General features: G+C 73.9%; 21 protein-coding genes. 13 read left to right on the forward strand and 8 right to left on the reverse strand.

The features are described 5' to 3' along the window. The first annotated feature begins 26 nt into the window (after positions 1 to 26). A complete protein-coding gene (locus tag TNCT1_RS28355; protein ID WP_143637695.1) occupies positions 27 to 683 on the forward strand; it encodes a 2'-5' RNA ligase family protein in 657 nt (218 codons plus the stop codon). A gap of 62 nt (positions 684 to 745) precedes the next feature. Then, a complete protein-coding gene (locus TNCT1_RS28360; protein WP_143637697.1) occupies positions 746 to 1,357 on the forward strand; it encodes a TetR/AcrR family transcriptional regulator in 612 nt (203 codons plus the stop codon). Positions 1,358 to 1,376: 19 nt separating this feature from the next. Here TNCT1_RS28360 and TNCT1_RS28365 read toward each other — a convergent pair whose 3' ends face one another. From TNCT1_RS28365 to TNCT1_RS28395, 7 genes are all read right to left on the reverse strand, one after another. Next, positions 1,377 to 2,582, reverse strand: coding sequence for a TerD family protein (locus TNCT1_RS28365; protein WP_143637942.1), 1,206 nt, complete (start codon positions 2,580 to 2,582; stop codon positions 1,377 to 1,379). A 70-nt stretch (positions 2,583 to 2,652) separates the two neighbouring features. Beyond that, positions 2,653 to 3,642, reverse strand: a complete 990-nt coding sequence (locus TNCT1_RS28370) for a zinc-dependent alcohol dehydrogenase family protein (RefSeq protein WP_143637699.1) — start codon at positions 3,640 to 3,642, stop codon at positions 2,653 to 2,655. Beyond that, positions 3,639 to 4,484: a carbohydrate ABC transporter permease gene (locus tag TNCT1_RS28375; protein ID WP_143637701.1), complete on the reverse strand. Its 846-nt coding sequence runs from the start codon at positions 4,482 to 4,484 to the stop codon at positions 3,639 to 3,641. Before TNCT1_RS28375 ends, TNCT1_RS28370 begins: the two co-directional genes overlap by 4 nt. Beyond that, positions 4,481 to 5,419: a carbohydrate ABC transporter permease gene (locus TNCT1_RS28380; protein ID WP_143637703.1), complete on the reverse strand. Its 939-nt coding sequence runs from the start codon at positions 5,417 to 5,419 to the stop codon at positions 4,481 to 4,483. Before TNCT1_RS28380 ends, TNCT1_RS28375 begins: the two co-directional genes overlap by 4 nt. Then, positions 5,416 to 6,786, reverse strand: a complete 1,371-nt coding sequence (locus tag TNCT1_RS28385) for a sugar ABC transporter substrate-binding protein (protein ID WP_143637705.1) — start codon at positions 6,784 to 6,786, stop codon at positions 5,416 to 5,418. The genes TNCT1_RS28380 and TNCT1_RS28385 overlap by 4 nt, the downstream gene beginning before the upstream one ends. Positions 6,787 to 6,893: 107 nt before the next feature. Then, complete coding sequence (locus TNCT1_RS28390; protein ID WP_143637708.1) at positions 6,894 to 7,664, reverse strand: DeoR/GlpR family DNA-binding transcription regulator; 771 nt, start codon at positions 7,662 to 7,664, stop codon at positions 6,894 to 6,896. A gap of 268 nt (positions 7,665 to 7,932) precedes the next feature. Further along, positions 7,933 to 8,742, reverse strand: coding sequence for an NAD(P)-dependent oxidoreductase (locus tag TNCT1_RS28395; RefSeq protein ID WP_143637710.1), 810 nt, complete (start codon positions 8,740 to 8,742; stop codon positions 7,933 to 7,935). A 237-nt stretch (positions 8,743 to 8,979) separates the two neighbouring features. On the opposite strand from TNCT1_RS28395, the gene TNCT1_RS28400 reads away from it, so the two are divergent. Together TNCT1_RS28400 and TNCT1_RS28405 are read left to right on the forward strand one after the other, a co-directional pair. Next, complete coding sequence (locus TNCT1_RS28400; RefSeq protein WP_143637713.1) at positions 8,980 to 9,921, forward strand: 5-dehydro-4-deoxyglucarate dehydratase; 942 nt, start codon at positions 8,980 to 8,982, stop codon at positions 9,919 to 9,921. Next, entirely contained in the window at positions 9,918 to 11,081 is a 1,164-nt protein-coding gene (locus TNCT1_RS28405) for a hypothetical protein (protein ID WP_143637715.1), read from the forward strand. The genes TNCT1_RS28400 and TNCT1_RS28405 overlap by 4 nt, the downstream gene beginning before the upstream one ends. Here the strand turns inward: TNCT1_RS28405 and TNCT1_RS28410 are convergent. After that, positions 11,018 to 12,250 (reverse strand): MFS transporter, encoded by a 1,233-nt coding sequence (locus TNCT1_RS28410; protein ID WP_143637718.1) that lies wholly within the window; start codon positions 12,248 to 12,250, stop codon positions 11,018 to 11,020. The genes TNCT1_RS28405 and TNCT1_RS28410 overlap by 64 nt on opposite strands. A 178-nt stretch (positions 12,251 to 12,428) precedes the next feature. Here TNCT1_RS28410 and TNCT1_RS28415 point away from each other — a divergent pair, with 178 nt between their 5' ends. From TNCT1_RS28415 to TNCT1_RS28455, 9 genes are all read left to right on the forward strand, one after another. Beyond that, positions 12,429 to 13,013, forward strand: a complete 585-nt coding sequence (locus TNCT1_RS28415) for a TIGR03086 family metal-binding protein (RefSeq protein ID WP_143637721.1) — start codon at positions 12,429 to 12,431, stop codon at positions 13,011 to 13,013. A 665-nt stretch (positions 13,014 to 13,678) separates the two neighbouring features. Further along, complete coding sequence (locus TNCT1_RS28420) at positions 13,679 to 14,332, forward strand: GntR family transcriptional regulator (protein ID WP_143637723.1); 654 nt, start codon at positions 13,679 to 13,681, stop codon at positions 14,330 to 14,332. Then, entirely contained in the window at positions 14,329 to 15,240 is a 912-nt protein-coding gene (locus TNCT1_RS28425; protein ID WP_143637725.1) for a dihydrodipicolinate synthase family protein, read from the forward strand. Before TNCT1_RS28420 ends, TNCT1_RS28425 begins: the two co-directional genes overlap by 4 nt. Then, a complete protein-coding gene (araD, locus tag TNCT1_RS28430; RefSeq protein ID WP_143637727.1) occupies positions 15,237 to 16,970 on the forward strand; it encodes an L-arabinonate dehydratase in 1,734 nt (577 codons plus the stop codon). The genes TNCT1_RS28425 and araD overlap by 4 nt, the downstream gene beginning before the upstream one ends. A gap of 93 nt (positions 16,971 to 17,063) precedes the next feature. Continuing rightward, positions 17,064 to 17,999, forward strand: coding sequence for a carbohydrate ABC transporter permease (locus TNCT1_RS28435; protein ID WP_143637729.1), 936 nt, complete (start codon positions 17,064 to 17,066; stop codon positions 17,997 to 17,999). Beyond that, positions 17,996 to 18,880: a carbohydrate ABC transporter permease gene (locus TNCT1_RS28440; RefSeq protein ID WP_143637731.1), complete on the forward strand. Its 885-nt coding sequence runs from the start codon at positions 17,996 to 17,998 to the stop codon at positions 18,878 to 18,880. The genes TNCT1_RS28435 and TNCT1_RS28440 overlap by 4 nt, the downstream gene beginning before the upstream one ends. After that, a complete protein-coding gene (locus TNCT1_RS28445) occupies positions 18,877 to 20,016 on the forward strand; it encodes a Gfo/Idh/MocA family protein (RefSeq protein ID WP_143637733.1) in 1,140 nt (379 codons plus the stop codon). The genes TNCT1_RS28440 and TNCT1_RS28445 overlap by 4 nt, the downstream gene beginning before the upstream one ends. Next, positions 20,016 to 20,894: a PmoA family protein gene (locus TNCT1_RS28450; protein ID WP_373920513.1), complete on the forward strand. Its 879-nt coding sequence runs from the start codon at positions 20,016 to 20,018 to the stop codon at positions 20,892 to 20,894. The genes TNCT1_RS28445 and TNCT1_RS28450 overlap by 1 nt, the downstream gene beginning before the upstream one ends. Beyond that, positions 20,891 to 22,423, forward strand: coding sequence for a glycoside hydrolase 43 family protein (locus TNCT1_RS28455; protein ID WP_143637735.1), 1,533 nt, complete (start codon positions 20,891 to 20,893; stop codon positions 22,421 to 22,423). The genes TNCT1_RS28450 and TNCT1_RS28455 overlap by 4 nt, the downstream gene beginning before the upstream one ends. Positions 22,424 to 22,425: the final 2 nt, after the last annotated feature.

Below are 22,425 nucleotides of genomic sequence, written 5' to 3' on the forward strand. Positions count from 1 at the left end.
GCGGCGGGCGGGGCCATGATGGAGGCGTGCCCCGCCCTCCGACGCCCGGCCCGGCCGGGCGGTCCGGTCCGGCCGCCGTCCCCGGGCGCCTCGCGTCGGCGCCCACGCCCCGGACCGCGGTCGCCTGGCTGCCCCCGGACCCGCTGTGGCCCGCCGTCCAGCGGATCAGGGCCGAGCACGACCCGCAGATCCGCCGGTGGCCGCCGCATGTGAACCTGCTCTTCGGCTTCGTACCGGAGGAGGACTTCCCGGCGGCGCTCCCGCTGCTGGCCGCGGCCGCCGCGGACCACGAGCCCTTCGACATCCGGCTCGACGGCGTCCGCTTCTTCCGCCACCGTGCCCGCGCCACCGTGTGGCTCGACCCCGCCGCGGCCGGCCTCGCCCCCTGGACGCGGCTGCGGGACGCGCTGGCGCAGCCCTTCCCGTACTGCGTGGACCGCTTCCCGCGCTTCACCCCGCATCTCTCGCTCGGCCGCACCCGTGCCCCGCGCGAGCTGGCGGCAGAGTGCGCCGCCCGGCTCGGTGCGCTGCACGCGCGGGTGGCCGGGATCTGCGTGCTGTCCCGCCGCGGTGACGGGCCCATGCGCGTCCGCGCCACGATCGACCTGGGCACCGGAGCGATCAGCCGCCGGCCAGGACCGGACCCGGCCGGCGCCCGGTACCAGCCGCCGGACAGCCGCTGACCGCGGGGCCCGAGGCGCTCCCGGTACTGTTCGGGATCGGCACGGTTCGCGAGGAGTCCCGGATGACGCAGGCAAGACCCATGCGCGCGGACGCCCGGCGCAACTACGAGCGGCTGCTGCGGGTGGCGGCGGAGGTCTTCGCCGAGCACGGGGAGAACGCCTCGCTCGACGACATCGCCCGGCGCGCCGGCGTGGGCTCCGGGACGCTGTACCGGCACTTCCCGAACCGCCTGGCGCTGCTGGAGGCCGCGTACACCGACCGGATGGCGGCGCTCGCCGCGCGGGCCGACGAGCTGGCCCGGAGCCTGCCGCCCGGTGCGGCGCTGGTGGAGTGGCTGAACGAGCTGTGCGCCGGGACGATCCGGGTGCGCGGGCTGAAGGCGCTGCTGGGTTCGGCCGTCATGGACGGCGGGACGGCGCCGGTCCCGGCCTGCTGCGCCTCGGTCCGGGACGCGGCCGCCCGGCTGGTGGCGGCGGCCCGGGCCGAGGGCGCCCTGCGCGCCGACGTCGAGCCGGTCGAACTGCTGCGGCTGGCGCACGGTGTGGCGACGGCCTCGGAGTTCGCGGACGGGCAGGGCGGCCAGATCCGCCGGTACCTGGCCCTGCTGATGGAGGGCCTGCACGGGCGGCCGGACCGGCCGGCCGGTGGGCGCCCCGCGCGGGGGCGCCCCTGACCGTCGGCGCGGGCGGCGCCTACAGCGCCCGGGCTCCCGGGTCGACCATGTTGCGCACCGTGCGCGCCTTCACGAAGTCGCCCATCGCCGTCATCTCCCACTCGCCGGAGTACTGCCGAATGAGCTTGGCCATCATCACGCCGGTCTGCGGCTCGGCGCTGGTCAGGTCGAAGCGGACCAGCTCCTCGCCCGAGGCCGCGTCCACCAGGCGGCAGTAGGCCTTGGCGACCTCGGTGAACTTCTGGCCGGAGAAGGAGTTGACCGTGAAGACCAGGCCGGTGACCTCCTGCGGGATCCGGCCGAGGTCGACGACGATCACCTCGTCGTCGCCGCCGCCCTCGCCGGTGAGGTTGTCGCCGGAGTGCTTGATCGCGCCGTTCAGGATCGACAGCTTGCCGAAGTAGCAGCTGTCGACCGGGTTGCGCTGCGGGCCGTAGGCGATGACCGAGGCGTCCAGGTCGATGTCCTTGCCGCGATAGGCGGGCTCCCAGCCCAGGCCCATCTGGACCATGGACAGCAGCGGGCGGCCGCCCTTGACCAGGGACACGGTCTGGTTCTTCTGGAGGCTGACCCGGCCCTTGTCCAGGTTGACCTTGCCGGCGCCCGGCGCCGGGGCCGGCGGCGCGGCGGGCTGAGGCGGGGCGGCGGGCGCCTGCGCTGCGGCAGCCGGCGGTGCGGGTGGGGCGGCGGGGGCCGGCGGTGCGGGCTGAGCGGCGGGGGCCGGCGCGGCCGCGGGCTCCTCCACGGTCACGCCGAAGTCCGTGGCGATGCCGGCCAGACCGTTGGCGTACCCCTGGCCGACGGCGCGGGCCTTCCACTGGCCGTTGCGGCGGTAGATCTCCATGACCACCAGCGCCGTCTCGGCGCCGAGCCGCGGCGGCGTGAACGTGGCCAGCACCGATCCGGCGGCGTCCCGGACGGTGGCCGTCGGCTCGATGCCCTGGAAGGTCTGGCCCGCCGCGTCGGGGCTGGCGGTGACCACGATCTTCTCGATGTCCGGCGGCACGGCGGCGGTGTCGACCTCGATCGCGTCGGGCGCGGCACCGCCGCCGGACCGGTACGTCACACCGGGGCCGCCGGGCTGGTTGTAGAAGATGAAGTCGTCGTCGGAGCGCACCTTGCCGTCGGCGGTGAGCAGCAGGCCCGATACGTCGAGCCGCACCGGGGCGGCGACGTCCACCGTCACGCGGGCGGCGGAGAGAGGGATGTTCGAGCCGGGGGTCATAGCTGTCATGCCGGGTGAACGAACGGCACCGCTTTACCGTTCCCTTACCGACGGCGACCCCCCGTTCGGCTCAGGGCACCACGACGATCTTCCGGCCCACGCCCGCCGCGAACTGCTCCAGCGCCTCGGGGTAGCGCTCCAGCGGAATCCGGTCGCTGATGAACACCTCCGGGTCCAGCACGCCGTTCGCGAACAGCTCCGCCGCCCGCTCGAAGCTGTGCAGCACCGCCATGGAGCCGGTGATGGTGATCTCCTGGTTGTAGATCCGGTACGGGTCGACGGTCACCCGGGTCGCGTAGTCGGCCACCCCGAACTGCAGGAACGTGCCCGCCTTCGCCACCCGGTCCAGGCCGTCCTGGATGGCCGCCGCGTTGCCCGTCGCGTCGACGACCACGTCCCAGCCCCGCGGCCGGTCCAGCTCGTCCGCGTTCGCGGCCGACGCCGACGCGCCGAGCCTGCGCGCCGTCTCCAGCCGGGCCGGGTTCACGTCGACCACGTCGACGCTCGCCGCGCCGGTGCGCTTGGCCAGCTCCAGCATCATCAGGCCCATCGTCCCGGAACCGTAGATCAGCACGTGGGCGCCGAGGCGCGAGTTGAGCACGTCGTAGCCGCGCACCGCGCAGGACAGCGGCTCCACCAGGGCCGCGTCCTCGGTGCGCACGTGCTCGGGCAGCCTGACGCAGTTGGCCACCGGAGCCACCGCGTACCGCGCGGCGCCGCCGGCCGTGGTCACGCCGATCGCGGCCCACCGTTCGCACAGGTTGTTGTGGCCGGTGCGGCAGTAGCGGCACTCGTAGCAGTACAGGGACGGGTCCACGGCCACCCGGTCGCCGAGTCCGACCTCCGTGACCTGGGCGCCGACGCCGACCACCTCGCCGGCGAACTCGTGCCCGGGGACGATGGGCAGCTTGGGCGCGAACTCGCCCTGCAGGATGTGCAGGTCCGTGCCGCACAGGCCGCACGCGGCGACCTCCACGACGACCTCGCGCGGCCCCGGCGTGGGGTCGGGGACCTCGGTGACGACGGCGCGGCCCACGGACTCGATGACGGCGGCCTTCATTTCACGGCTCCCAACGACAGGCCCTGGACCAGCTTGTCCTGGGCGGCGAACCCCGCGGCGAGCACCGGCAGGGAGATGACGAGCGACGCGGCGCACACCTTGGCCAGGAACAGGCCCTGGCTGGTGATGAAGCCGGTCAGGAAGACGGGGGCGGTCTCGGCGACCACGCCCGTCAGGACCCGGGCGAAGAGCAGTTCGTTCCAGCTGAAGATGAAGCAGATCAGCGCGGTCGCCGCGATGCCGGGCAGCGCGATCGGGGCCACCACTCGGGCCAGGACGGTCGGCAGCCGGGCCCCGTCCACGCGGGCCGCCTCGATCACCGCGACCGGCACCTCGGCGAGGAAGGACTGCATCATCCACACCGCGATCGGCAGGTTCATGGAGGTGTAGAGGACGACCAGCAGCCAGATGTTGTCGAGCATCCCGGCGTTCTTCGCGAACAGGTAGACCGGCAGCAGGCCCGCGACGGCCGGCAGCATCTTCGTGGAGAGGAAGAAGAACAGCACGTCCGTCCACTTGCGCACCGGCCGGATCGACAGCGCGTACGCCGCCGGCAGGGCGAGCAGCAGCACGCAGGCGGTGGAGACCACCGAGGCCACCGTGGAGTTGATCAGCGCGGGCCAGGGGCTCGCCCCGCCGCCGGTGCCGAAGAACTCGCGGTAGCCGTCCAGGGTGAGGGAGGCGGCGAAGGAGGGCGGGTTGGTCGCCGCGTCCGCCTCGGAGTGCAGGGACGTCAGGGCCATCCAGGCGATGGGCAGGAAGAACACGACGCCGGCCAGCCAGGCCACCAGACCCAGGCCGGTTCCCGTGCGCACCCTGCGCTTGACGACGGTGGCGCTCATGCGCGGGACACCTCCTCGCGGAACAGGGACGACACCACGCGCAGGGCGAGGGTCGCGATGACGATGGAGCCGATGACCACCAGGACGCCGGCGGCCGAGGCCAGACCGTTCTCGTGGGCCTGGTAGAAGCTCTGGTAGACGGTGTAGGGCAGGTTGGCGGTGCCGAGGCCGCCGGAGGTGATCGTGAACACCGCGTCGAAGTTCTGGACGATGTAGATCGACCCCAGCAGGGCGCCGAGTTCGAGGTAGCGGCGCAGGTGGGGCAGGGTCAGATGGCGGAAGATCTGCCAGCCGCTCGCGCCGTCGACCCGCGCGGCCTCGATCTGCTGCTGGTCCCGGCTCTGCAGTCCGGCCAGCAGGATCAGCATCATGAACGGGGTCCACTGCCACACCAGGGAGACCTCGACCGCGAGCAGCGGGGTGTTCGAGATCCAGTCCGGCTGTGGGCCGCCCACATAGTGCAACAGCCCATTGAGCAGACCGTATTCAGGGTTGTAGAGCACGTGTTTCCAGAGCAGGGCCGCCGCCACGGGCACCACCAGGAAGGGCGCGATGAGCAGGGTGCGCACGACGCCCCGGCCGCGGAACCGCCGGTCCAGCAGCAGCGCGAGGGCCAGGCCGAGGACCAGGCTGGCCAGCACCACCGCCACCGTCAGCAGCAGGGTCGTCCACACCGAGTGGCGCAGGTCCGCGTCGGTGAGCACCTGGCGGTAGTTGTCGAGGCCGGTGAAGCGGCGGGCCTTGGGGTAGAGGGCGTTCCAGTCGAAGAAGGAGATCACCAGCGTGGCCACGAACGGGAGCTGGGTCACGACGATCATGAAGACGAGGGCGGGCAGCAGCGGGGCCCGGGTGGCCCAGGCGCGCAGCCGGGCCGGGGGGCGGTGCGCCGCCCGCGCGGGTGTGGTCGCGATCGGTGCCGTGGTCGTCGCTGTCATCGTCCCTCGTACTCCTCGGAGATCTTCTCGGCGAGCGCCTGCGCCTTCCTCAGGGCCGAGTCGACGGACTGGCGTCCGGCGATGGCCGCGCTGATCTCCTGGGAGACCTTGGTGCCGAGGTCGGTGAACTCGGGGATGCCGACGAACTGGATGCCGGGCGCGGGCCGCGGCTGTACGCCGGGGTCGTTCGGGCGGGCGTTCTCGATGGCCTTCCTGGTCGGTTCCTGGAAGGCCGCGGCGGACCGCCGGTAGTCGGCGTTCGTGTAGGTCGAGGCCCGCTTGCCCGCCGGGACGTTCGGCCAGCCGCTGGTCTCGCCGACGAGCCGCTCGTAGCCCTTGCCCGACGCCCAGGAGACGAACTTCCAGGCCTTGTCGGGGTTGCGGGAGGCCTGCTGGATGCCCCAGGCCCAGGTGTAGAGCCAGCCGGAGGAGCCGGTCCGCTCGACGGGCGCGGGGGCGTAGCCGAGCTTGCCCCGGACCGGGGACTTGGCCGCCTCCAGCAGGCCGGCCGCGCTGGTGGCGTCGTACCACATGGCGACCTTGCCCTGGGTCATGCCGTTCAGGCACTCGGCGAAGCCGGACTGGGCGGCGCCGGACTCGCCGTGCTCGCGCACCAGGCCGACGTAGAACTTCGTCGCCTTGACGAACTCGGGGGAGTCGAGCCGTGCCTTCCAGTCCTTGTCGAACCAGGTGCCGCCGAAGGTGTTCACCACGGTGGTGAGCGGCGCCATCAGCTCGCCCCAGCCGGGCAGTCCGCGCAGGCAGATGCCCTTCATGCCGGGCCGGGCGCCGTCCGCCTTCGCGGCGAGGTCGGCCACCTGCGTCCAGGTGGGGCGGGCGGGCATCTTCAGGCCCTTCGCCGCGAACACGTCCTTGCGGTACATCAGGAAGGACGACTCGCCGTAGAAGGGCTGCCCGTAGAGCTTGCCGTCGTCCGCCGTCAGCGACTGGCGCATCGGCTTCAGCACGTCCTGCTCGTCGTAGGAGGGGTCCTTGGCGACGTAGCCGTCCATGTCGTGCAGCCAGCCGTTGCGGGCGTAGATCGGTATCTCGTAGTTGGACAGGGTGGCCACGTCGTACTGGCCGGCCTGGTTGGCGAAGTCCTGGCTGATCTTGTCGCGGACGTCGTTCTCGGGCAGGACCGTGAAGTTGACCTTGATGCCGGTCTCCTTGGTGAAGTGGGCGGCGGTCAGCTTCTGCAGCTCGGTCATCTGGGGGTTGTTCACCATCAGCACGTTGATGGAGTCGCCGCCGGAACCGGTCCCGCCCGCACCGGCCCAGCAGCCGGAGAGCAGCGGGGCGAGCAGCGTCCCCGCGGCGGCCGTGGCGAGCGCGGCTCGCGGCCTCCGTCGGCTCGGGATGCGCATGGATCGCTCCTGGATGTATGGGGAGATAAGGGGCGTTCAGGGGTGTGTGGCAGTGCCCTGGGGAAGGCGGTGCGGAGCCGCGGGCCCGGGTGTCCGGACCCGTGTGTTCAGACCCGGATGACCTGCGGGCCCAGCAGGGAGTAGCGGTGCGCCTCGGTGGCGGGCAGCAGCGTGCTCGTGACGATCGCCTCCAGTGAGCCGATCTCGGCGAACCGGCAGAAGCTGACCGCCCCGAACTTGGTGTGCACACCCGCGAAGACGGTGCGCCGCGCGGCGCGGACGGCCTGGGTCTTGACCTCGCTGACCGCGGGATCGGGGGTGGTGAGCCCGTGGTCGCGGGAGATGCCGTTGGCCCCGATGTAGGCGAGGTCGATCACGAAGCCGGCCAGCATCCGGGTGGCCCAGTGGTCGACGGTCGCCAGGGTGCCGGCCCGGACCCGGCCGCCGAGGAGCAGGACCGAGACGTTCTCGGCCTCGGCGAGCGCGCCCGCGACCGGCAGGGAGGCGGTGACCACGGTCAGCGGCCGGCCGGCCGGCAGGGACTCGGCGATGAGCTGCGGGGTGAATCCCTCGTCCACGAACACCGTCTCCGCGTCGCCGAGGAGCTCGGCCGCGGCGGCCGCGATCCGGCGCTTCTCCGGGACGTGGCTGGTGGCGCGGAAGGCGAGCGTCGTCTCGAAACCGGCGCTCTCGACCGGATAGGCGCCGCCGTGCGTCCTGCGGACCAGGCCGTGGTCCTCCAGGGCGCGCAGGTCGCGCCGGACGGTCTCCTTGGCCACGCCCAGGTCGGCGGCGAGCGCGGAGACGTCGACCGAGCCGGTGGCGCGCGCGGCCCGCACGATCTCGCGCTGGCGTTCCTCCGCCGTCCTGATGCTCATGTCCTCACCCGCTTCCCCGCCGGCCTGCCCGTTCGGGCCCTGGGGGAAGTTCTACAGCGGGTGTGCGGCGCTGACCAGGTCTGTTACGGGCCCGATCCTGCCCGGGTGCGCCCGTTTCGGACCTGCCGTGCCCGTCGCGGACCTGCGGGGCCGTCCGGGGCGCGGTGGGATCGGGCGGTCCGGATGCCCGAACACGGCGGCGGGCGGGCCCGTTCGGTGCCCGCCCGCCGCCGCGAACGCCCTTTTCCGGCCGCGCTGGCCGGCCGCGTCAGTACGGCCAGATCGGCGGGTCGGTCACGAAGTGGCCGCCGAGGCGGCTGTGCGCGGGGTTCGCCGGGTCGAGTTCGCCCTGCTCGGCGATGAGCTTCTCCGCCCACGGCTCGGAGTCGTCCTGGGGGTCGTAGCCGAGCGCCCGGGCGCTCGTGAGGTCCCACCACAGGCGGGTGTTGGCCGAGGAGCCGTGGACCACGGTGTGGCCGACGCCCTCGGCGGTCAGGGCCGCGTGGAAGAGGCGGGCGCCGTCGGCCGGACTCATCCACACCGAGAGCATGCGCACGCTGGTCGGCTCCGGGAAGCAGGAGCCGATGCGCACCGAGACGGTCTCCAGGCCGTGCTTGTCCCAGTAGAGCTGGGCGAGGTCCTCGCCGAAACACTTGGACAGGCCGTAGAAGGTGTCCGGGCGGCGCGGGGTGTCCACGGGGATCAGCGCCTCGCCGGGACGCGGGGCCGGGGTGAAGCCGGCGGCGTGGTTGGAGGAGGCGAAGACGATCCGGGGCACGCCTTCGAGGCGGGCGGCCTCGTACAGGTTGTAGGTGCCCTCGATGTTCGACCTGAGGATCTTCTCGAACGGCGCCTCCAGGGAGATGCCCGCGAGGTGGACGACCGCGTCCACCCCGCGCACCGCCTCGCGCAGCGCGCCGGTGTCGGTGAGGTCGGCGGTGACGGCGTCCGGCTCTCCCTCCATGGGCCGCACGTCGAACAGGCGCAGCGTGTAGCCGTACTCCGGCAGCAGGGAGCGCATCAGGGTGCCGAGCCCGCCGGCGGCGCCGGTGAGCAGAACGGTGCGGGGAGCGGGCATCCTCGGTCTCCTTGATCACCTGTGACGGGTGACGAACGGCCGTGTGCCGGGACGTCATTCACATGCGTGGACACGCTAGAAAGCGCTGACTGATCCAGTCAAGGGTGCTGTGGGGTGGGGAAATCCGGTGCTGTGTCGCGTGTTTGGACGCTTGACCCGGGCCGAAAGGGGCCCGTAGCGTGCTGTTGTTCAGAAATATGGACGTCGATCAGAGACATGCACCGACAGGGAGCGCTCGTGACGCCAGCCCCTCTCGCCGCCCGGCTCCACGACCCGAGCGGGCCGCTGTTCTTCCCCGTCACGGCCTACGGCCCCGGCGGTTCCGTCGACCTCGACGTCTACCGCGCCCATGTGCGCGAGGGCGTCGCGGCCGGCGCCGCCGCCGTCTTCGCCTGCTGCGGCACCGGCGAGTTCCACGCGCTGCTGCCCGAGGAGTTCGAGGCCTGCGTACGGACGGCCGTCGAGGCGGCCGGGGGGCGGGTGCCCGTCGTGGCCGGCGCCGGGTACGGCACCGCGCTCGCCGTCCGCTACGCGCGCCTCGCCGAGGAGGCGGGCGCGGACGGGCTGCTCGCCATGCCGCCGTACCTCGTTGTCGCCGGCCAGGAGGGACTGCTGCGGCACTACCGGGAGATCGCCGCCGCGACCGCCCTGCCTGTCATCGTCTACCAGCGCGACAACGCCGTTCTCACCCCGCGGACCGTCGTCGGACTCGCCCGCACCGAGGGCATCGCCGGCCTCAAGGACGGACTCGGCGACCTGGACCTGATGCAGCGGATCGTCAGCGCCGTGCGTACCGAGGCCCCCGGCGACTTCCTGTACTTCAACGGGCTGCCGACCGCCGAGCAGACCCAGCTCGCCTACCGGGCCCTCGGCATCACCCTGTACTCCTCGGCCGTCTTCTGCTTCGTCCCAGAAATCGCCCTGGCCTTCCACCGGGCGCTCCGCTCGGGCGACGAGGCCACCGTGCGGCGCCTGCTGGACGGCTTCTACCGCCCGTTCGTCGAACTGCGCGACCGTGGCCGCGGCTACGCCGTCTCGCTCGTCAAGGCGGGCGTGCGGCTGCGCGGCCTGGACGTGGGCGAGGTCCGACCGCCGCTGCACGAGCCGGACGAGGACCACGTCAAGCAGCTCGCCCGGCTCATCGAGCGCGGGCACGCCCTGCTGGAGGAGACGGAGTGAAGGCGTCGGCGTTCGTCTACCCCTGGGACGTGGCCGGCGACCCGGAGGCCCCCGCGCGGATCGCCTCGCTCGGCGCCGGGCAGGTCACCCTCGCCTCCGCCTACCACTCCACCCGCGCCCTGACCCCCCGCCACCCCCGGCACCGCATCGTCACGGCGGAGTACGCGGCCGTCCTCTACCCGCCGGGCGAGCGCTGGGCGGGCCGCGGGCTGCGCCCGTACCCCGCCGGCCGCTGGGCCCCGGGGGACGCCTACGGCGAGGCCGCCACCGCGCTCACCGCGGCCGGGCTGGAGGTGCACACCTGGGTCGTCCTCGCGCACAACTCCCGCCTGGGCGCCGAACACCCCGACACCTCGGTGGTCAACGCCTACGGCGACCGCTACCCGTGGGCGCCGTGCATCGCGCAGCCCGCCACGCGCGCGTACCTGGTCGACCTGGCCGCCGAGGCCGCCGTGCGCCCCGGCGCGCGCGGCACCGAACTGGAGTCACTCGGCTGGTACGGCCTGCAGCACCTGCACGCGCACGACAAGACCTCAGGGGTCGGCCTCGGGGACGCCGGGCAATACCTGATGTCCCTGTGCTTCTGCCCGTCCTGCGCGGCCGGCTACGGCGAGCAGGGGCTGGACCCCGCCCGGCTCGCGGCCGGCGTGCGCGCGGCGCTGGAACCGCTGTGGCGGGGCGCGGCGGACGACGGGGGCTGGCCGGCGGTCGAGAAGCTCCTCGGGCAGGACACGGCGGCGGCCACGCGCGCGTGGCGCGACACCGTCGCCCGCACCCTCCAGGAGGAGGCCGTCGCCGCGGTGCGCGCAGCGGCGCCCGTGGGCTTCCAGGTGCTGCTGCACGCCGACCCGGTGACCTACCACTGCGGCGCCAACGCCGGCGTCGACCCCGCCCACGTCCTCGGGATCGCGGACGGGGTGGTGGTGCCGTGCACCGGCGGCACCGGCCCGCTGGCGCCCTTCGCCGGGCGGGCGGACGGAGGAAAGGTCCTGGCGGCCAACTTCACGGTGGTCACCGGCATGGGCGGCAGCCCCGCCACGCTGGCCTCGGACGCGGCACGCGCGCGTGCCGAGGGGGCGACGGAACTGCGCCTGTATCACGCCGGACTGGCGTCGGACGACGACCTGTCCGCGGTGCGGGAGGCCCTGTCCGGGCGGTGAGCCAGGGCGGCCGCCGTCGCGAGCAGCGCGGCCCCGTAGAGCGGCAGCAGCACTCCCACGCCGGCCAGTTCGACCAGGCCGGCCCCGGCGCCGAGGCCCAGCACGTTCGGGGCGAGGACCAGCGTGCCGGCGGTGGCCGTCACGCGGCCGAGCAGCGGGCCGGGCGTCTCCCGCTGGACGGCGGTGAACGCGGCCACCAGCACGCAGGGCAGGCCCAGGCCGATCACCACGCCCGCCGCGAGGGCCACCGGGTCCGACGGCACGGCCCGCGCCGCCACCGCGATCCCGGTCAGCGCGATCCCGGCCGCCGCGAACCGGCGCGCGCCCATGCGGCGCAGCGCGGGCCCCGAGACCAGCCCGGCCGCCACCGAACCGGCGCCCTGGAAGGCGTACAGCACACCCGCGTACGCGGGGGAGTGGCCGAGACGGTCGACGACGGCGTACACCGCGGAGCCGGCGAGCGCGGCCAGCAGCATGGCCGTGCCGCCCGCCCCCACCAGCGGCCGCAGCACGGGGTGGCCCCACAGGTGCCGGACGCCCTGCGCGGTCCGGCGCCGCCAGCCGTCGCCGGTCCGCGCGGGCCGCTCCTCGCGCACCCGCGGCAGGGCGTACAGCCCGGCGGCGAGGACGAAGGTGACGGCGTCCAGACAAGCCACGGCGGGGCCGCCCCAGAGGGCGTAGAGACCCGCTCCCGTCAGCGGGGCGACGAGCTTCATGCCCTCCGTGAGGGTCGTCCGCAGCCCGTTGAAGTCACCGAGGAGGTCAGCCGCGACGGCGGCGGCGACCAGGGCCGACTCGGCGGCGTCGTGCACGACCCCGATGGCGCCGTAGAGGAACAGCACGGCGAACAGGAGCCACAGCCGGCCGGGGGAGTCGACGGTGAGAAGGGTGAGGAGCAGCGCCGCCAGGCACAGGTTCGACGCGACGAGCAGGGGTCTGCGCCGCATCCGGTCGGCGAGCGCGCCGAGCGCCGGCCCCGCCGGCGTGGGGGCCCACAGGGCGAGCACGCTCAGGGCGGCCAGGCCGTCGGACCCCGTGAGGTCCTTCACCCACACCCCCGATGCCAGCCACAGCGAGGAGGTGCCGAAGGCGGACACCACCACGCCGGCGAGGTACAGCGCCGCGCTGCGGTTCCGCAGGACGCGGACCAGCGGCCAGGAAGTCGTCATGCCTGTTCATCGTGGGCCTAAGGCGGGGGCCCGGCATCGGCAGGACGCCCTAATCCCGAGCGCGTTCCGTACGCCGCCCGGCCGTCCGGCGCAGGAGTGGCCGGGTGGCGCCGATGAGTTCCGGCGGGCCGCACGGTCACCCCTTCGTACAGACAGCGCGAACGCGAAGGAGCGACCCATGAGCATGGTGGATCTCGGCCCGCAGGCCCGGATCGTGGCACGGCTCGCCGAGTCCGTGGCCGACGAGCGGCTCACGGCCGCCACGCCGTGCCCGGACCTGGCGGTGCGGAACCTGCTCGGCCACATCCTGCACCTGTCGGTGGCCTTCCGGGACGCCGCCCGCAAGGACCTCGGCGCGACCACCGACACCCGTCCCGACGCCGCCGTCCCGGACATCGGCCCCGGCTGGCGCGAGGACCTGCCGAAGGCGCTGGACGAACTCGCCGACGCCTGGCGCGACCCGGCCGCCTGGACCGGCGCCACCCGGGCCGGCGGCGTGGACCTGCCCGGGGCGGTCGCGGGCGCGGTCGCCGCCGAGGAACTGGTCGTCCACGGCTGGGACCTGGCCCGCGCCACCGGCCAGCCCTACGAGCCCGACCCCGCCGCCCTGGAGGCGGCCCACGGCTTCCTCGCCGCCGCCGCCGCCGACGACCCGTCCCGGGGCGACGCCCCCTTCGGCCCGGTCGTCCCGGTCCCGCCCACCGCGTCCCTGCTGGACCGCACGATCGGCCTGAGCGGCCGCGACCCGGGATGGCGCCCGTGAATCCCGCCTGACCCGGCAGCGGCCCCGGCCCCGCCCCGGCTCCGGTCCCGCCCCGGCTTCCGTTTCGGCCGGGGCTGGGGCCCGGGCCGCTCGATTCCGCCGCTGTCCGTGACCGCCCAGGGCCCTGCTCGGACGCCTCCGCTGTCCGTGCCCGCCCACGGCCCTGCTCGGACACCTCGTCGGTCGAAGCCCGGCACGTTCGCGGCGTTGCGGCGGCACACGGATCCCGCGCGGCTCACCAGCTCACCGGGATCCGAATCCCCGCGGCGCCCGTTCCGGTGCACGCGCCGCAGGACCGCGCCCACCGGCCGCAGGGTTTCCGCGGGCGCCCGGACGTCGGCTTCCTCAAGGGCGCTTGCGACTTCCGGCCCCCGCACGACGGCCATGCCGTCCGGCGCCGGAACCTCCGGCTCACCGCCCGCGCCGGCCTGGTCCCGCGCGAGGCGGACCCCGCGGGACATCGCGGTGGCGAACACGCCGATGCCGTCGGCCGGCCCACCCGGGCCGCCGTGGAGGGCGACACCCGTGAAGTCCGGGGCGCCTCAAGGCAACCAGGACTTCCTTTGTCAGAAGCATTGACGAAACACGGGCCCCCTCCTACCTTCAACGCGTCGTACTCCGTACGTCATATATGAGACGCGATACGCGAGATCCGAGAGGGCCGCATGACCTCTGTGCCCACGCCGATCCCGTCCCGCACGCAGTACGTGCTGGACGCGATCAAACACCGCATCCTGACGGGTCAGCTGACGCCCGGCCAGGCCCTGGTCGAGACGGAACTGGCCGCGCAGTTCGGGGTGTCGAAGACCCCGGTGCGGGAGGCGCTGAAGACCCTCGCCGGGACCGGGCTCGTCGTGATGAGCCAGTACAAGGGCGTCACGGTGCGCATGGTGGACGCGGACATGGCGCGCGAGGTCTACGACGTCCGGCTGCTGCTGGAACCCGAGGCGCTGCGCCGGGCCGTGCGGCGCGGCGCGTCCCTGGACGCCGCCCGGGACGCGCTGGCCCGCGCCGACGCCGCCGCTGACACCGCCGAACGCTCCCTGGCCAACCGCCAGTTCCACCGGGCCCTGTACCTGCCGTGCGGCAACCCGCTGCTCGGCCGGATGCTCGACGAGGTCCGCGACCAGGCCGCCCTGGTGGCCGCCGTGGCCTGGGCGGCCGACCCCTCCTGGGAGCGGGAGGCCGCCGAGCACCGGGACATCCTGCGGCTCGCGCTGGCGGGCGACGCGGACGGCGCGGCGAGCGCCCTGCACACCCACATCGCGTCGTTCGTACGGCGGGCGATCCCCGAGCATCCAGAGGAAGGCCAGGAATGAGCAGCGTGACGTTCGAGACCCAGCGGGCGGCCCTGGCCGACGTGGTGGCCATCCCGGTGACCCCGTTCGCCGAGGACGGCTCCGTCGATCGGGACGCCCACCGCTCGCTGCTGCGTCGCCTGCTCGACGGCGGTGTCACCACCATCACCTCCAACGGCAACACCGGCGAGTTCTACGCCCTCACCCCCGAGGAGCGCCGCCTGGTCACCGAGCTGACCGTGGACGAGGCCGGCGACCGCGCCGTGGTCCTGGTCGGCATCGGCCACGACCTGTCCACCGCCATCGACTCCGCGCGGCACGCCCGCGACGCCGGCGCCGCGATGGTGATGGTCCACCAGCCCGTGCACCCGTACGTCTCGGCGGCCGGCTGGGTCGACTACCACCGTGCCATCGCCGAGTCCGTGCCCGAACTGGGCGTGGTGCCCTACATCCGCAACGAGCGGCTGCCCGGCGCCCGGCTCGCCGAACTCGCCGACCAGTGCCCGAACGTCATGGGCGTCAAGTACGCCGTCCCCGACGCCGCGCGCTTCGCCGCCTTCGCCCGGGACGCGGGGCTCGACCGCTTCGTCTGGGTCGCCGGCCTCGCCGAGCCGTACGCGCCCTCGTACTTCTCGGCCGGCGCCACCGGCTTCACCTCGGGGCTGGTGAACGTCGCCCCGGCCGTCTCGCGGGAGATGATCGAGGCGCTGCGCTCCGGCGACTTCCCGGCCGCCATGAAGGTCTGGGAACGCATCCGCCGCTTCGAGGAACTGCGCGCCGCCCACGGCAACGCCAACAACGTCACCGTCGTCAAGGAGGCGCTGGCCGCGCTCGGCCTGTGCCGCCGGGACGTCCGCCCGCCGAGCAAGCCGCTGCCCGCGGACGAGCGGGCCGAGGTCGCCGCCATCACCGCCGGGTGGTCGATATGAACACCCCCCGCCGCGCCCCCGAGGACCTCAGAAGCCACCAGTGGTACGGCACCGACGGCCTGCGCTCCTTCAGCCACCGCGCCCGCACCCGCCAGCTCGGCTACCTCCCCGAGGAGCACCTCGGCAAGCCGGTCGTCGCGATCCTCAACACCTGGTCCGACATCAACCCCTGCCACGTCCACCTGCGCGACCGCGCCCAGGCCGTCAAGCGCGGGGTGTGGCAGGCGGGCGGCTTCCCGCTGGAGTTCCCGGTCTCCACCCTCAGCGAGACCTTCCAGAAGCCCACCCCGATGCTCTACCGGAACATGCTCGCCATGGAGACGGAGGAGCTGCTGCGCTCCTACCCCGTCGACGGCGCGGTGCTGATGGGCGGCTGCGACAAGTCCACGCCCGCCCTGCTGATGGGCGCGGCCTCGGTGGACCTGCCGGCCGTCTTCGTCCCGGCCGGGCCCATGCTCCCCGGCCACTGGCGCGGCGAGGTCCTCGGCTCCGGCACCGACATGTGGAAGTACTGGGACGACAAGCGGGCCGGTCTCATCGGCGACTGCGAGATGACCGAGCTGGAGAGCGGCCTGGCCCGCTCGCCCGGCCACTGCATGACCATGGGCACGGCGTCCACGCTGACCGCCGCCGCCGAGGCGCTCGGCGTGACCGTGCCGGGCGCGTCGAGCATCCCGGCGGTGGACTCCGGGCACGACCGGATGGCGGCCCGGGCGGGCATGACCGTCGTCGACCTGATCCACCGGAACCGCACCCTGGGCGACATCCTCACCCGCGAGGCCTTCGAGGACGCCGTGACCACGGTCCTCGGCCTCGGCGGCTCCACCAACGCCGTGATCCACCTGATCGCCATGGCCGGCCGGGCCGGGGTGCGGCTCACCCTGGACGACTTCGACCGCACCGCCCGCACGGTCCCGGTCCTCGCCAACGTCCGCCCCGGCGGACGGCGTTACCTGATGGAGGACTTCCACTTCGCGGGCGGCCTGCCCGGCTTCCTCTCCCGGATCCCGGACCTGCTCCACCTGGACCGGCCGACCGTCTCGCACGACACCCTGCGCGAGCAGATCTCCGGAGCGCGGGTGCACGACGACGACGTCATCCGGACCCGGGACGACCCGGTCGCGAGCGAGGGCGGGGTCGCGGTGCTGCGCGGCAACCTCTGCCCGGACGGCGCCGTCATCAAGCACATCGCCGCCGAGCCCCGCCTGCTCGAGCACACCGGCCCCGCGGTCGTCTTCGACGACTACCGGACGATGCAGCGCACCATCAACGACCCGTCGCTGGGGATCACGGCGGACAGCGTGCTCGTGCTGCGCAACGCCGGCCCCAAGGGCGGCCCGGGCATGCCCGAGTACGGCATGCTCCCCATCCCGGACCACCTGCTCAAGCAGGGCGTGCGGGACATGGTGCGGATCTCCGACGCCCGGATGAGCGGCACGAGTTACGGCGCCTGCGTGCTGCACGTGGCGCCGGAGTCGTACGTCGGCGGACCGCTGGCGCTGGTGCGCACCGGCGACCTCATCACCCTGGACGTCGGGGCGCGCGCCCTCCGTCTCCACGTCGACGACGCGGAACTGGAGCGCAGGCGGGCCGAGTGGACCCCGCCGCCCGCCCGCTACGAACGCGGCTACGGCGCCCTCTACAACGAGCAGATCACCCAGGCCGACACCGGCTGCGACTTCGAGTTCCTGGCCCGTCAGGCCACGGTGCCGGACCCTTACGCCGGCTGACCCCGCCCCACGGCGGAAGCGCTTCACCCATGTGTACGTAGCAAGCGCTTCCTGTCCCCGCTGAAACTGCCCCCCTGCGAACGGAGAACAGTCATGGCCCAAGCCGCAGCCGTGGCGGAACCGCCCGCGCCACCCCGGCGGCGCCGTGCCTCCGCGACGCCGCGCAGGCTGCCGTACCTGCTGATCGCGCCGGCCGCCCTGCTGATGCTGGGCTTCATCGCCTACCCGGTGCTCAGCGTCTTCTACTACAGCCTGCAGAACTACAACCCCACCAAGCCCTGGCGGAACGGCTTCGCGGGCCTGGACAACTTCACCCGGGCCTTCAGCCACGACCCGCAGTTCTGGGACACCCTGACCTTCAGCGCCAAGTGGGTCGTGGTCGAGGTCGGGCTGCAACTGCTGTTCGGCCTGGCCCTGGCGCTCATCGTCAACCAGACCTTCGTGGGCCGCTCGCTGGGCCGCGCCCTGGTCTTCTCGCCCTGGGCCGTCTCCGGTGTGCTGACCTCGGTGATCTGGGTGCTGCTCTACAACTCCCAGACCGGCATCACCCGTTACCTCGCCGACGCCGGGATCGGCTCCTACGGCACGAGCTGGCTCTCCGACACCTCGACGGTCTTCCCGGCGGCGGTCGTCGCCGACCTGTGGCGGGGCGTCCCCTTCTTCGCCATCCTCATCCTCGCCGACCTGCAGTCCGTCTCCCGCGACCTGTACGAGGCCGCCGAGGTCGACGGGGCCGGCCGCCTGAAGCAGTTCTGGCACATCACCCTGCCCCACCTGAAGGACGCCATCGTCCTGTCCACGCTGCTGCGTGCGGTGTGGGAGTTCAACAACGTCGACCTGCTCTACACCCTGACCGGCGGCGGACCGGCCGGCGAGACCACCACGCTGCCCCTCTACATCGCCAACACCAGCGTCGACGCCCACAACTTCGGCTACGCCTCCGCCCTGACGACGGTGGCGTTCGTGATCCTGCTCTTCTGCTCGATGGTCTATCTGCGGCTGAGCAAGTTCGGAGGTGAGACCAAGTGATCACCGAGATCGCTCCCGCGCCCGAGCGGGTCGTGTCCGAGCCCGCCCGTCCGCGCGGCAGGCGCCGCGCCTGGGACGAGGTCCCGCGCTGGCAGATCTACCTCCCGCTGTCGGTGTACCTGCTGTTCACCCTGGTCCCCTTCTACTGGATCCTGCTCTTCGCCCTCCGCCCGGCCGGCTCCACCTCCCTGGTCCCCTGGCCGGTGACGTTCGAGCACTTCGGCAAGGTGTGGACCGACCGCGGCTTCGGCACCTACTTCGCCAACAGCGTCTACGTCGGCTTCGCCACCCTGGTCCTGACCACGGTGGTCGCCCTGGCCGGCGGCTACGCCCTGGCCCGTTTCGACTTCCGGGCCAAGCGCGGCTTCATGCTGGCCCTGCTCTGCTCCCAGTTCGTGCCGGGCGCGCTGCTGCTGGTGCCGCTCTTCCAGATCTTCGCCCGGCTGTCGATGATCAACTCGCTCGGCAGCGTCGTCATCGCCGAGACCGTCTTCCAGCTCCCGTTGTCGATGATCCTCATCAGCGGGTTCATCCGGAACGTGCCGTACTCCCTGGAGGAGGCCGCCTGGGTGGACGGCTGCAACCGGCTCACCGCCTTCCGGATCGTCGTGCTGCCGCTGCTGCGGCCCGGGCTGATCGCCGTCGGCTCGTTCGCCTTCGTGCACGCCTGGAACCACTTCCTGTTCGCCCTGATGTTCCTCTCCGACCAGGGCAAGCAGACCATCCCGGTCGGCCTCAACACGCTGATGAGCGCCGACAGCGTCGACCTGGGCGCGCTGGCCGCGGGCGGCATCATCGCCGCCGTACCGGTGGTCGTCGTGTTCGCCTTCATCCAGAAGTGGCTGATCACCGGCTTCAGCGCGGGGGCGGTGAAGGGATGACCCTCCCCGTCGTGCTGGCGGGCGCGCGCGGCCACGGCCGCTGGCACCTGGACAACATCCGCCGGCTCCAGGCGAAGGGCGCCGTCCGGCTGGCCGGCGTCTGCGAGCTGACCCCGCTGGCCGAGGACGAGATCCCCGACGGCCTCGGCACGCCCGAGCAGTCCGCGGACTTCGGGGCGCTCCTCGACTCCACCGGCGCCCGGGCCGCCGTCGTCTGCACCCCGATCCCCACCCACGCCGAGCTGGCGCTGACGGCCGCCGAACGGGGCGTGCACCTGCTGCTGGAGAAGCCGCCGGCGCCCTCCTACGCCGAGTTCCGGCGGATGGCCGACGGGATCGCCGGGGCCGGCGTCGCCTGCCAGATCGGCTTCCAGTCGCTCGGCTCGCACGCCGTGCCCGCGATCCGGCGGCTGCTCGCCGAGGGCGCCATCGGCGAGGTCACCGGGGTCGGCGGCGCCGGGGCCTGGGCCCGGGACGAGGCCTACTACCGGCGGGCGCCCTGGGCCGGCCGGCGGCGGCTGAACGGCGCCGACGTGGTCGACGGGGTGCTCACCAACCCGCTCGCGCACGCCGTCGCCACCTCCCTCGCCGTGCTCGGCGCCACCCGGGCCGAGGACGTCGAAGGCATCGACACCGAGCTGCTGCGCGCCAACGACATCGAGTCGGACGACACCTCCTGCGTCCGGGTGCGCACCACGCACGGCCCGGTCACGGTGGCCGCGACCCTGTGCGCCGAGCGGCCGGGGGAGCCGTACGTCCTGGTGCACGGCAGCAGGGGCCGGATCACCTTTTGGTACAAGCAGGACCGGGTGCTGCTGCAGCGGTCCGGCCACGGTCCGCGGGAGACCTCCTACGGCCGCACCGACCTGCTGGAGAACCTGGTCGGGCACCTCACCGGCGGCACCCCGCTGCTGGTCGCCCCGGACGAGACCGGCGCCTTCATGAAGGTCGTCGAGGCGGTCCGCACCGCCCCCGACCCGCTACCGCTGCCCCGCGAGGCCTGGCACCGGCCGCCCGGCGCCGGCCGCCGGGTCGTCACCGGCGTCGACGCCCTGGTCGCCGCCTCGGCCGACACCCTCGCCCTCTACTCCGAACTGGGCGCCCCCTGGGCCCCGCACGAAGAGGTGAGCACCTGATGTCCCACGACACGCCGGTCCTGCGGGTCGCGGGCCGGCCGGTCGGCCGGTACGTCACCCGGCCCGAACTGCCGGCCCGCCTCTCCCCGCGCCCCTATCTGCACCCCGTCACCACCCTGGCCGGCACGGCGGTCACCGAACTCGGCCCCGCCGACCACGCACACCACCTCGGCGTCGGTGTCGCCGTCCCCGACGTCGAGGGGCACAACTTCTGGGGCGGCCGCACCTTCGTCCGCGGCCGGGGCCCCACCGAGCTGGACAACCACGGCGCCCAGCGGCACACCGCCTTCCAGCTGCTGGACCCCGACGGCTTCGTCGAGGAGCTGCGCTGGGTCGCCGCCGGCGGCGAGCTGCTGCGCGAACGCCGCACCGTCGCCGCGACCGGCCTCGACGACCGGGCCTGGGCGCTGGACCTCACCTTCTCCCTCACCAACGTCACGGCCGGCCCGCTGTCCCTCGGCAGCCCCGCCACCAACGGGCGCCCCGGCGCGGCCTACGGCGGCTTCTTCTGGCGGGCCCGCAAGGAGCCGCGGGCGCCGGAGGTCTTCACCGCGGACCGCGCGGGCGAGGCCGAGGTGCACGGCGGGCGCGCCGACTGGCTGGCGCTGGCCGGCGGCGGGTCCCCCCGCCCCGGTGAGGCCGGGAGCGGGGGAGCGTGGACGCTGGTGTTCGCCGGGGCCACCGAGGAGACCCGGCGGGACCCGTGGTTCGTGCGGGCCGCCGACTACCCCGGGGTGGGCTCGTCGCTGGCCTCCGCCGAACGGCTGCGGGTGCCGCCCGGCGAGACCGTCGTCCGCCGTGTCGTCACCGTGGTCGCCGACGGACGGCTCGACCGGGCCGAGGCGGCCGCGCTGGTCCGCAGGGCGGTGAGCCGGTGACCGCCGGCACGTACCGGAACCCGGTGCTGGACGCCGACTGGTCCGACCCGGACGTGGTCCGCGTGGGCGACGACTTCTACCTCACCGCCTCCAGCTTCGGCCGCGTCCCCGGTCTGCCGCTGCTGCACTCGCGCGACCTGGTCAACTGGACCCTGGCCGGCCACGCCCTCGAACGCCTCGAACCGGAGGAGGAGTTCGCCGTCCCCCGGCACGACCGCGGCGTGTGGGCGCCCTCGATCCGCCACCACGACGACCGCTTCTGGATCTTCTGGGGCGACCCCGACCAGGGCGTCTTCCAGGTCAACGCGCCCCGGATCCGCGGGCCCTGGACCCGCCCGCACCTGGTCAAGGCGGGCAGCGGCCTGATCGACCCGTGCCCGCTCTGGGACGAGGAGACCGGCGAGGCCTACCTGGTGCACGCCTGGGCCAGGTCCCGCTCCGGCGTCAAGAACCGGCTCACCGGCCACCGCATGCACCCGGACGGCACCTCGCTGCTGGACGACGGCCAGGTGATCGTCGACGGGGACCGCCTCCCCGGCTGGTTCACCCTGGAGGGGCCGAAGCTCTACCGGCACGACGGCTGGTTCTGGATCCTCGCGCCCGCGGGCGGCGTGGAGACCGGCTGGCAGGGCGCCTTCCGCTCGCGCGGCTTCTTCGGGCCGTACGAGCAGCGGATCGTCCTGGAGCAGCAGGACACCGAGGTCAACGGGCCGCACCAGGGCGGCTGGGTGCGCACGGCGGCCGGCGAGGACTGGTTCCTGCACTTCCAGCAGCGCGGGGCCTACGGCCGGGTGGTCCACCTCCAGCCGATGCGCTGGGGCGCCGACGGCTGGCCGGTGCTGGGGGAGGACGGCGCGCCCGTCACCGTGCACCGGGCGCCGGACCTCGCCCCGCAGCCGCCGGCCGCGCCGGCCACGGACGACGACTTCCCCGGCGGACGCCACGGCCGCCAGTGGCAGTGGACCGCCAACCCGGGCACCGGCTGGACCACCCAGCACCGCGCCGACGGGCTGCGGCTGACCTGCGTCCGCTCCGCGGACGCCGACGACCCGCGGTGCCTGCCGAACGTGCTCACCCAGCGCCTGCCCGGCTTCCCCTGCACGGTGGAGGCCGAACTGCGCCTCGACGGCGGCGAGCCGGGGGCGCGGGCGGGACTCGCCGTGCTCGGCGACGCCTACGGCTGGATCGGGCTCGAACGGGGGACCGACGGGACGGTCCGGCTCGTGCACCGGTTCGCCGAGGCCGCGGCCGGCGCCGAGCGGGACGCCGGACCGTCGTGCCCGGCGCCCGGCGGACGGGCCCTGCTGCGGATCGGGATCGGGGCCGGGGCGCGCTGCCGCTTCCACTACGACTTGGGGGACGGCCCACGCCCCTCCGGGCCGGTGTTCGCGGCCACCCCCTGGCGCTGGGTGGGCGCACTGCTCGGCCTGTTCGCCGTCGCCCCCGAAGGGCCGGGCCCCACCGGCACGGCGACGTTCACCCGGTTCCGCGTCACCCCCAGCGGTCCGCGGGCGCGGGCCGGCCACTGACC

The organism is Streptomyces sp. 1-11 (assembly GCF_007176755.1).
Taxonomy (GTDB): Bacteria; Actinomycetota; Actinomycetes; order Streptomycetales; family Streptomycetaceae; genus Streptomyces.

Bases quoted from the DNA above. Each gene is read 5' to 3' on its own strand.
- TNCT1_RS28415 (WP_143637721.1), top strand. From the start codon at position 12,429: ATGAGCATGGTGGATCTCGGCCCGCAGGCCCGGATCGTGGCACGGCTC.
- TNCT1_RS28425 (WP_143637725.1), top strand. From the start codon at position 14,329: ATGAGCAGCGTGACGTTCGAGACCCAGCGGGCGGCCCTGGCCGACGTG.
- araD (WP_143637727.1), top strand. From the start codon at position 15,237: ATGAACACCCCCCGCCGCGCCCCCGAGGACCTCAGAAGCCACCAGTGG.
- TNCT1_RS28375 (WP_143637701.1), bottom strand. From the start codon at position 4,484: ATGAGCGCCACCGTCGTCAAGCGCAGGGTGCGCACGGGAACCGGCCTG.
- TNCT1_RS28390 (WP_143637708.1), bottom strand. From the start codon at position 7,664: ATGAGCATCAGGACGGCGGAGGAACGCCAGCGCGAGATCGTGCGGGCC.
- TNCT1_RS28450 (WP_373920513.1), top strand. From the start codon at position 20,016: ATGTCCCACGACACGCCGGTCCTGCGGGTCGCGGGCCGGCCGGTCGGC.
- TNCT1_RS28385 (WP_143637705.1), bottom strand. From the start codon at position 6,786: ATGCGCATCCCGAGCCGACGGAGGCCGCGAGCCGCGCTCGCCACGGCC.
- TNCT1_RS28370 (WP_143637699.1), bottom strand. From the start codon at position 3,642: ATGAAGGCCGCCGTCATCGAGTCCGTGGGCCGCGCCGTCGTCACCGAG.
- TNCT1_RS28435 (WP_143637729.1), top strand. From the start codon at position 17,064: ATGGCCCAAGCCGCAGCCGTGGCGGAACCGCCCGCGCCACCCCGGCGG.
- TNCT1_RS28445 (WP_143637733.1), top strand. From the start codon at position 18,877: ATGACCCTCCCCGTCGTGCTGGCGGGCGCGCGCGGCCACGGCCGCTGG.
- TNCT1_RS28420 (WP_143637723.1), top strand. From the start codon at position 13,679: ATGACCTCTGTGCCCACGCCGATCCCGTCCCGCACGCAGTACGTGCTG.
- TNCT1_RS28360 (WP_143637697.1), top strand. From the start codon at position 746: ATGACGCAGGCAAGACCCATGCGCGCGGACGCCCGGCGCAACTACGAG.
- TNCT1_RS28380 (WP_143637703.1), bottom strand. From the start codon at position 5,419: ATGACAGCGACGACCACGGCACCGATCGCGACCACACCCGCGCGGGCG.
- TNCT1_RS28365 (WP_143637942.1), bottom strand. From the start codon at position 2,582: ATGACCCCCGGCTCGAACATCCCTCTCTCCGCCGCCCGCGTGACGGTG.
- TNCT1_RS28410 (WP_143637718.1), bottom strand. From the start codon at position 12,250: ATGACGACTTCCTGGCCGCTGGTCCGCGTCCTGCGGAACCGCAGCGCG.
- TNCT1_RS28395 (WP_143637710.1), bottom strand. From the start codon at position 8,742: ATGCCCGCTCCCCGCACCGTTCTGCTCACCGGCGCCGCCGGCGGGCTC.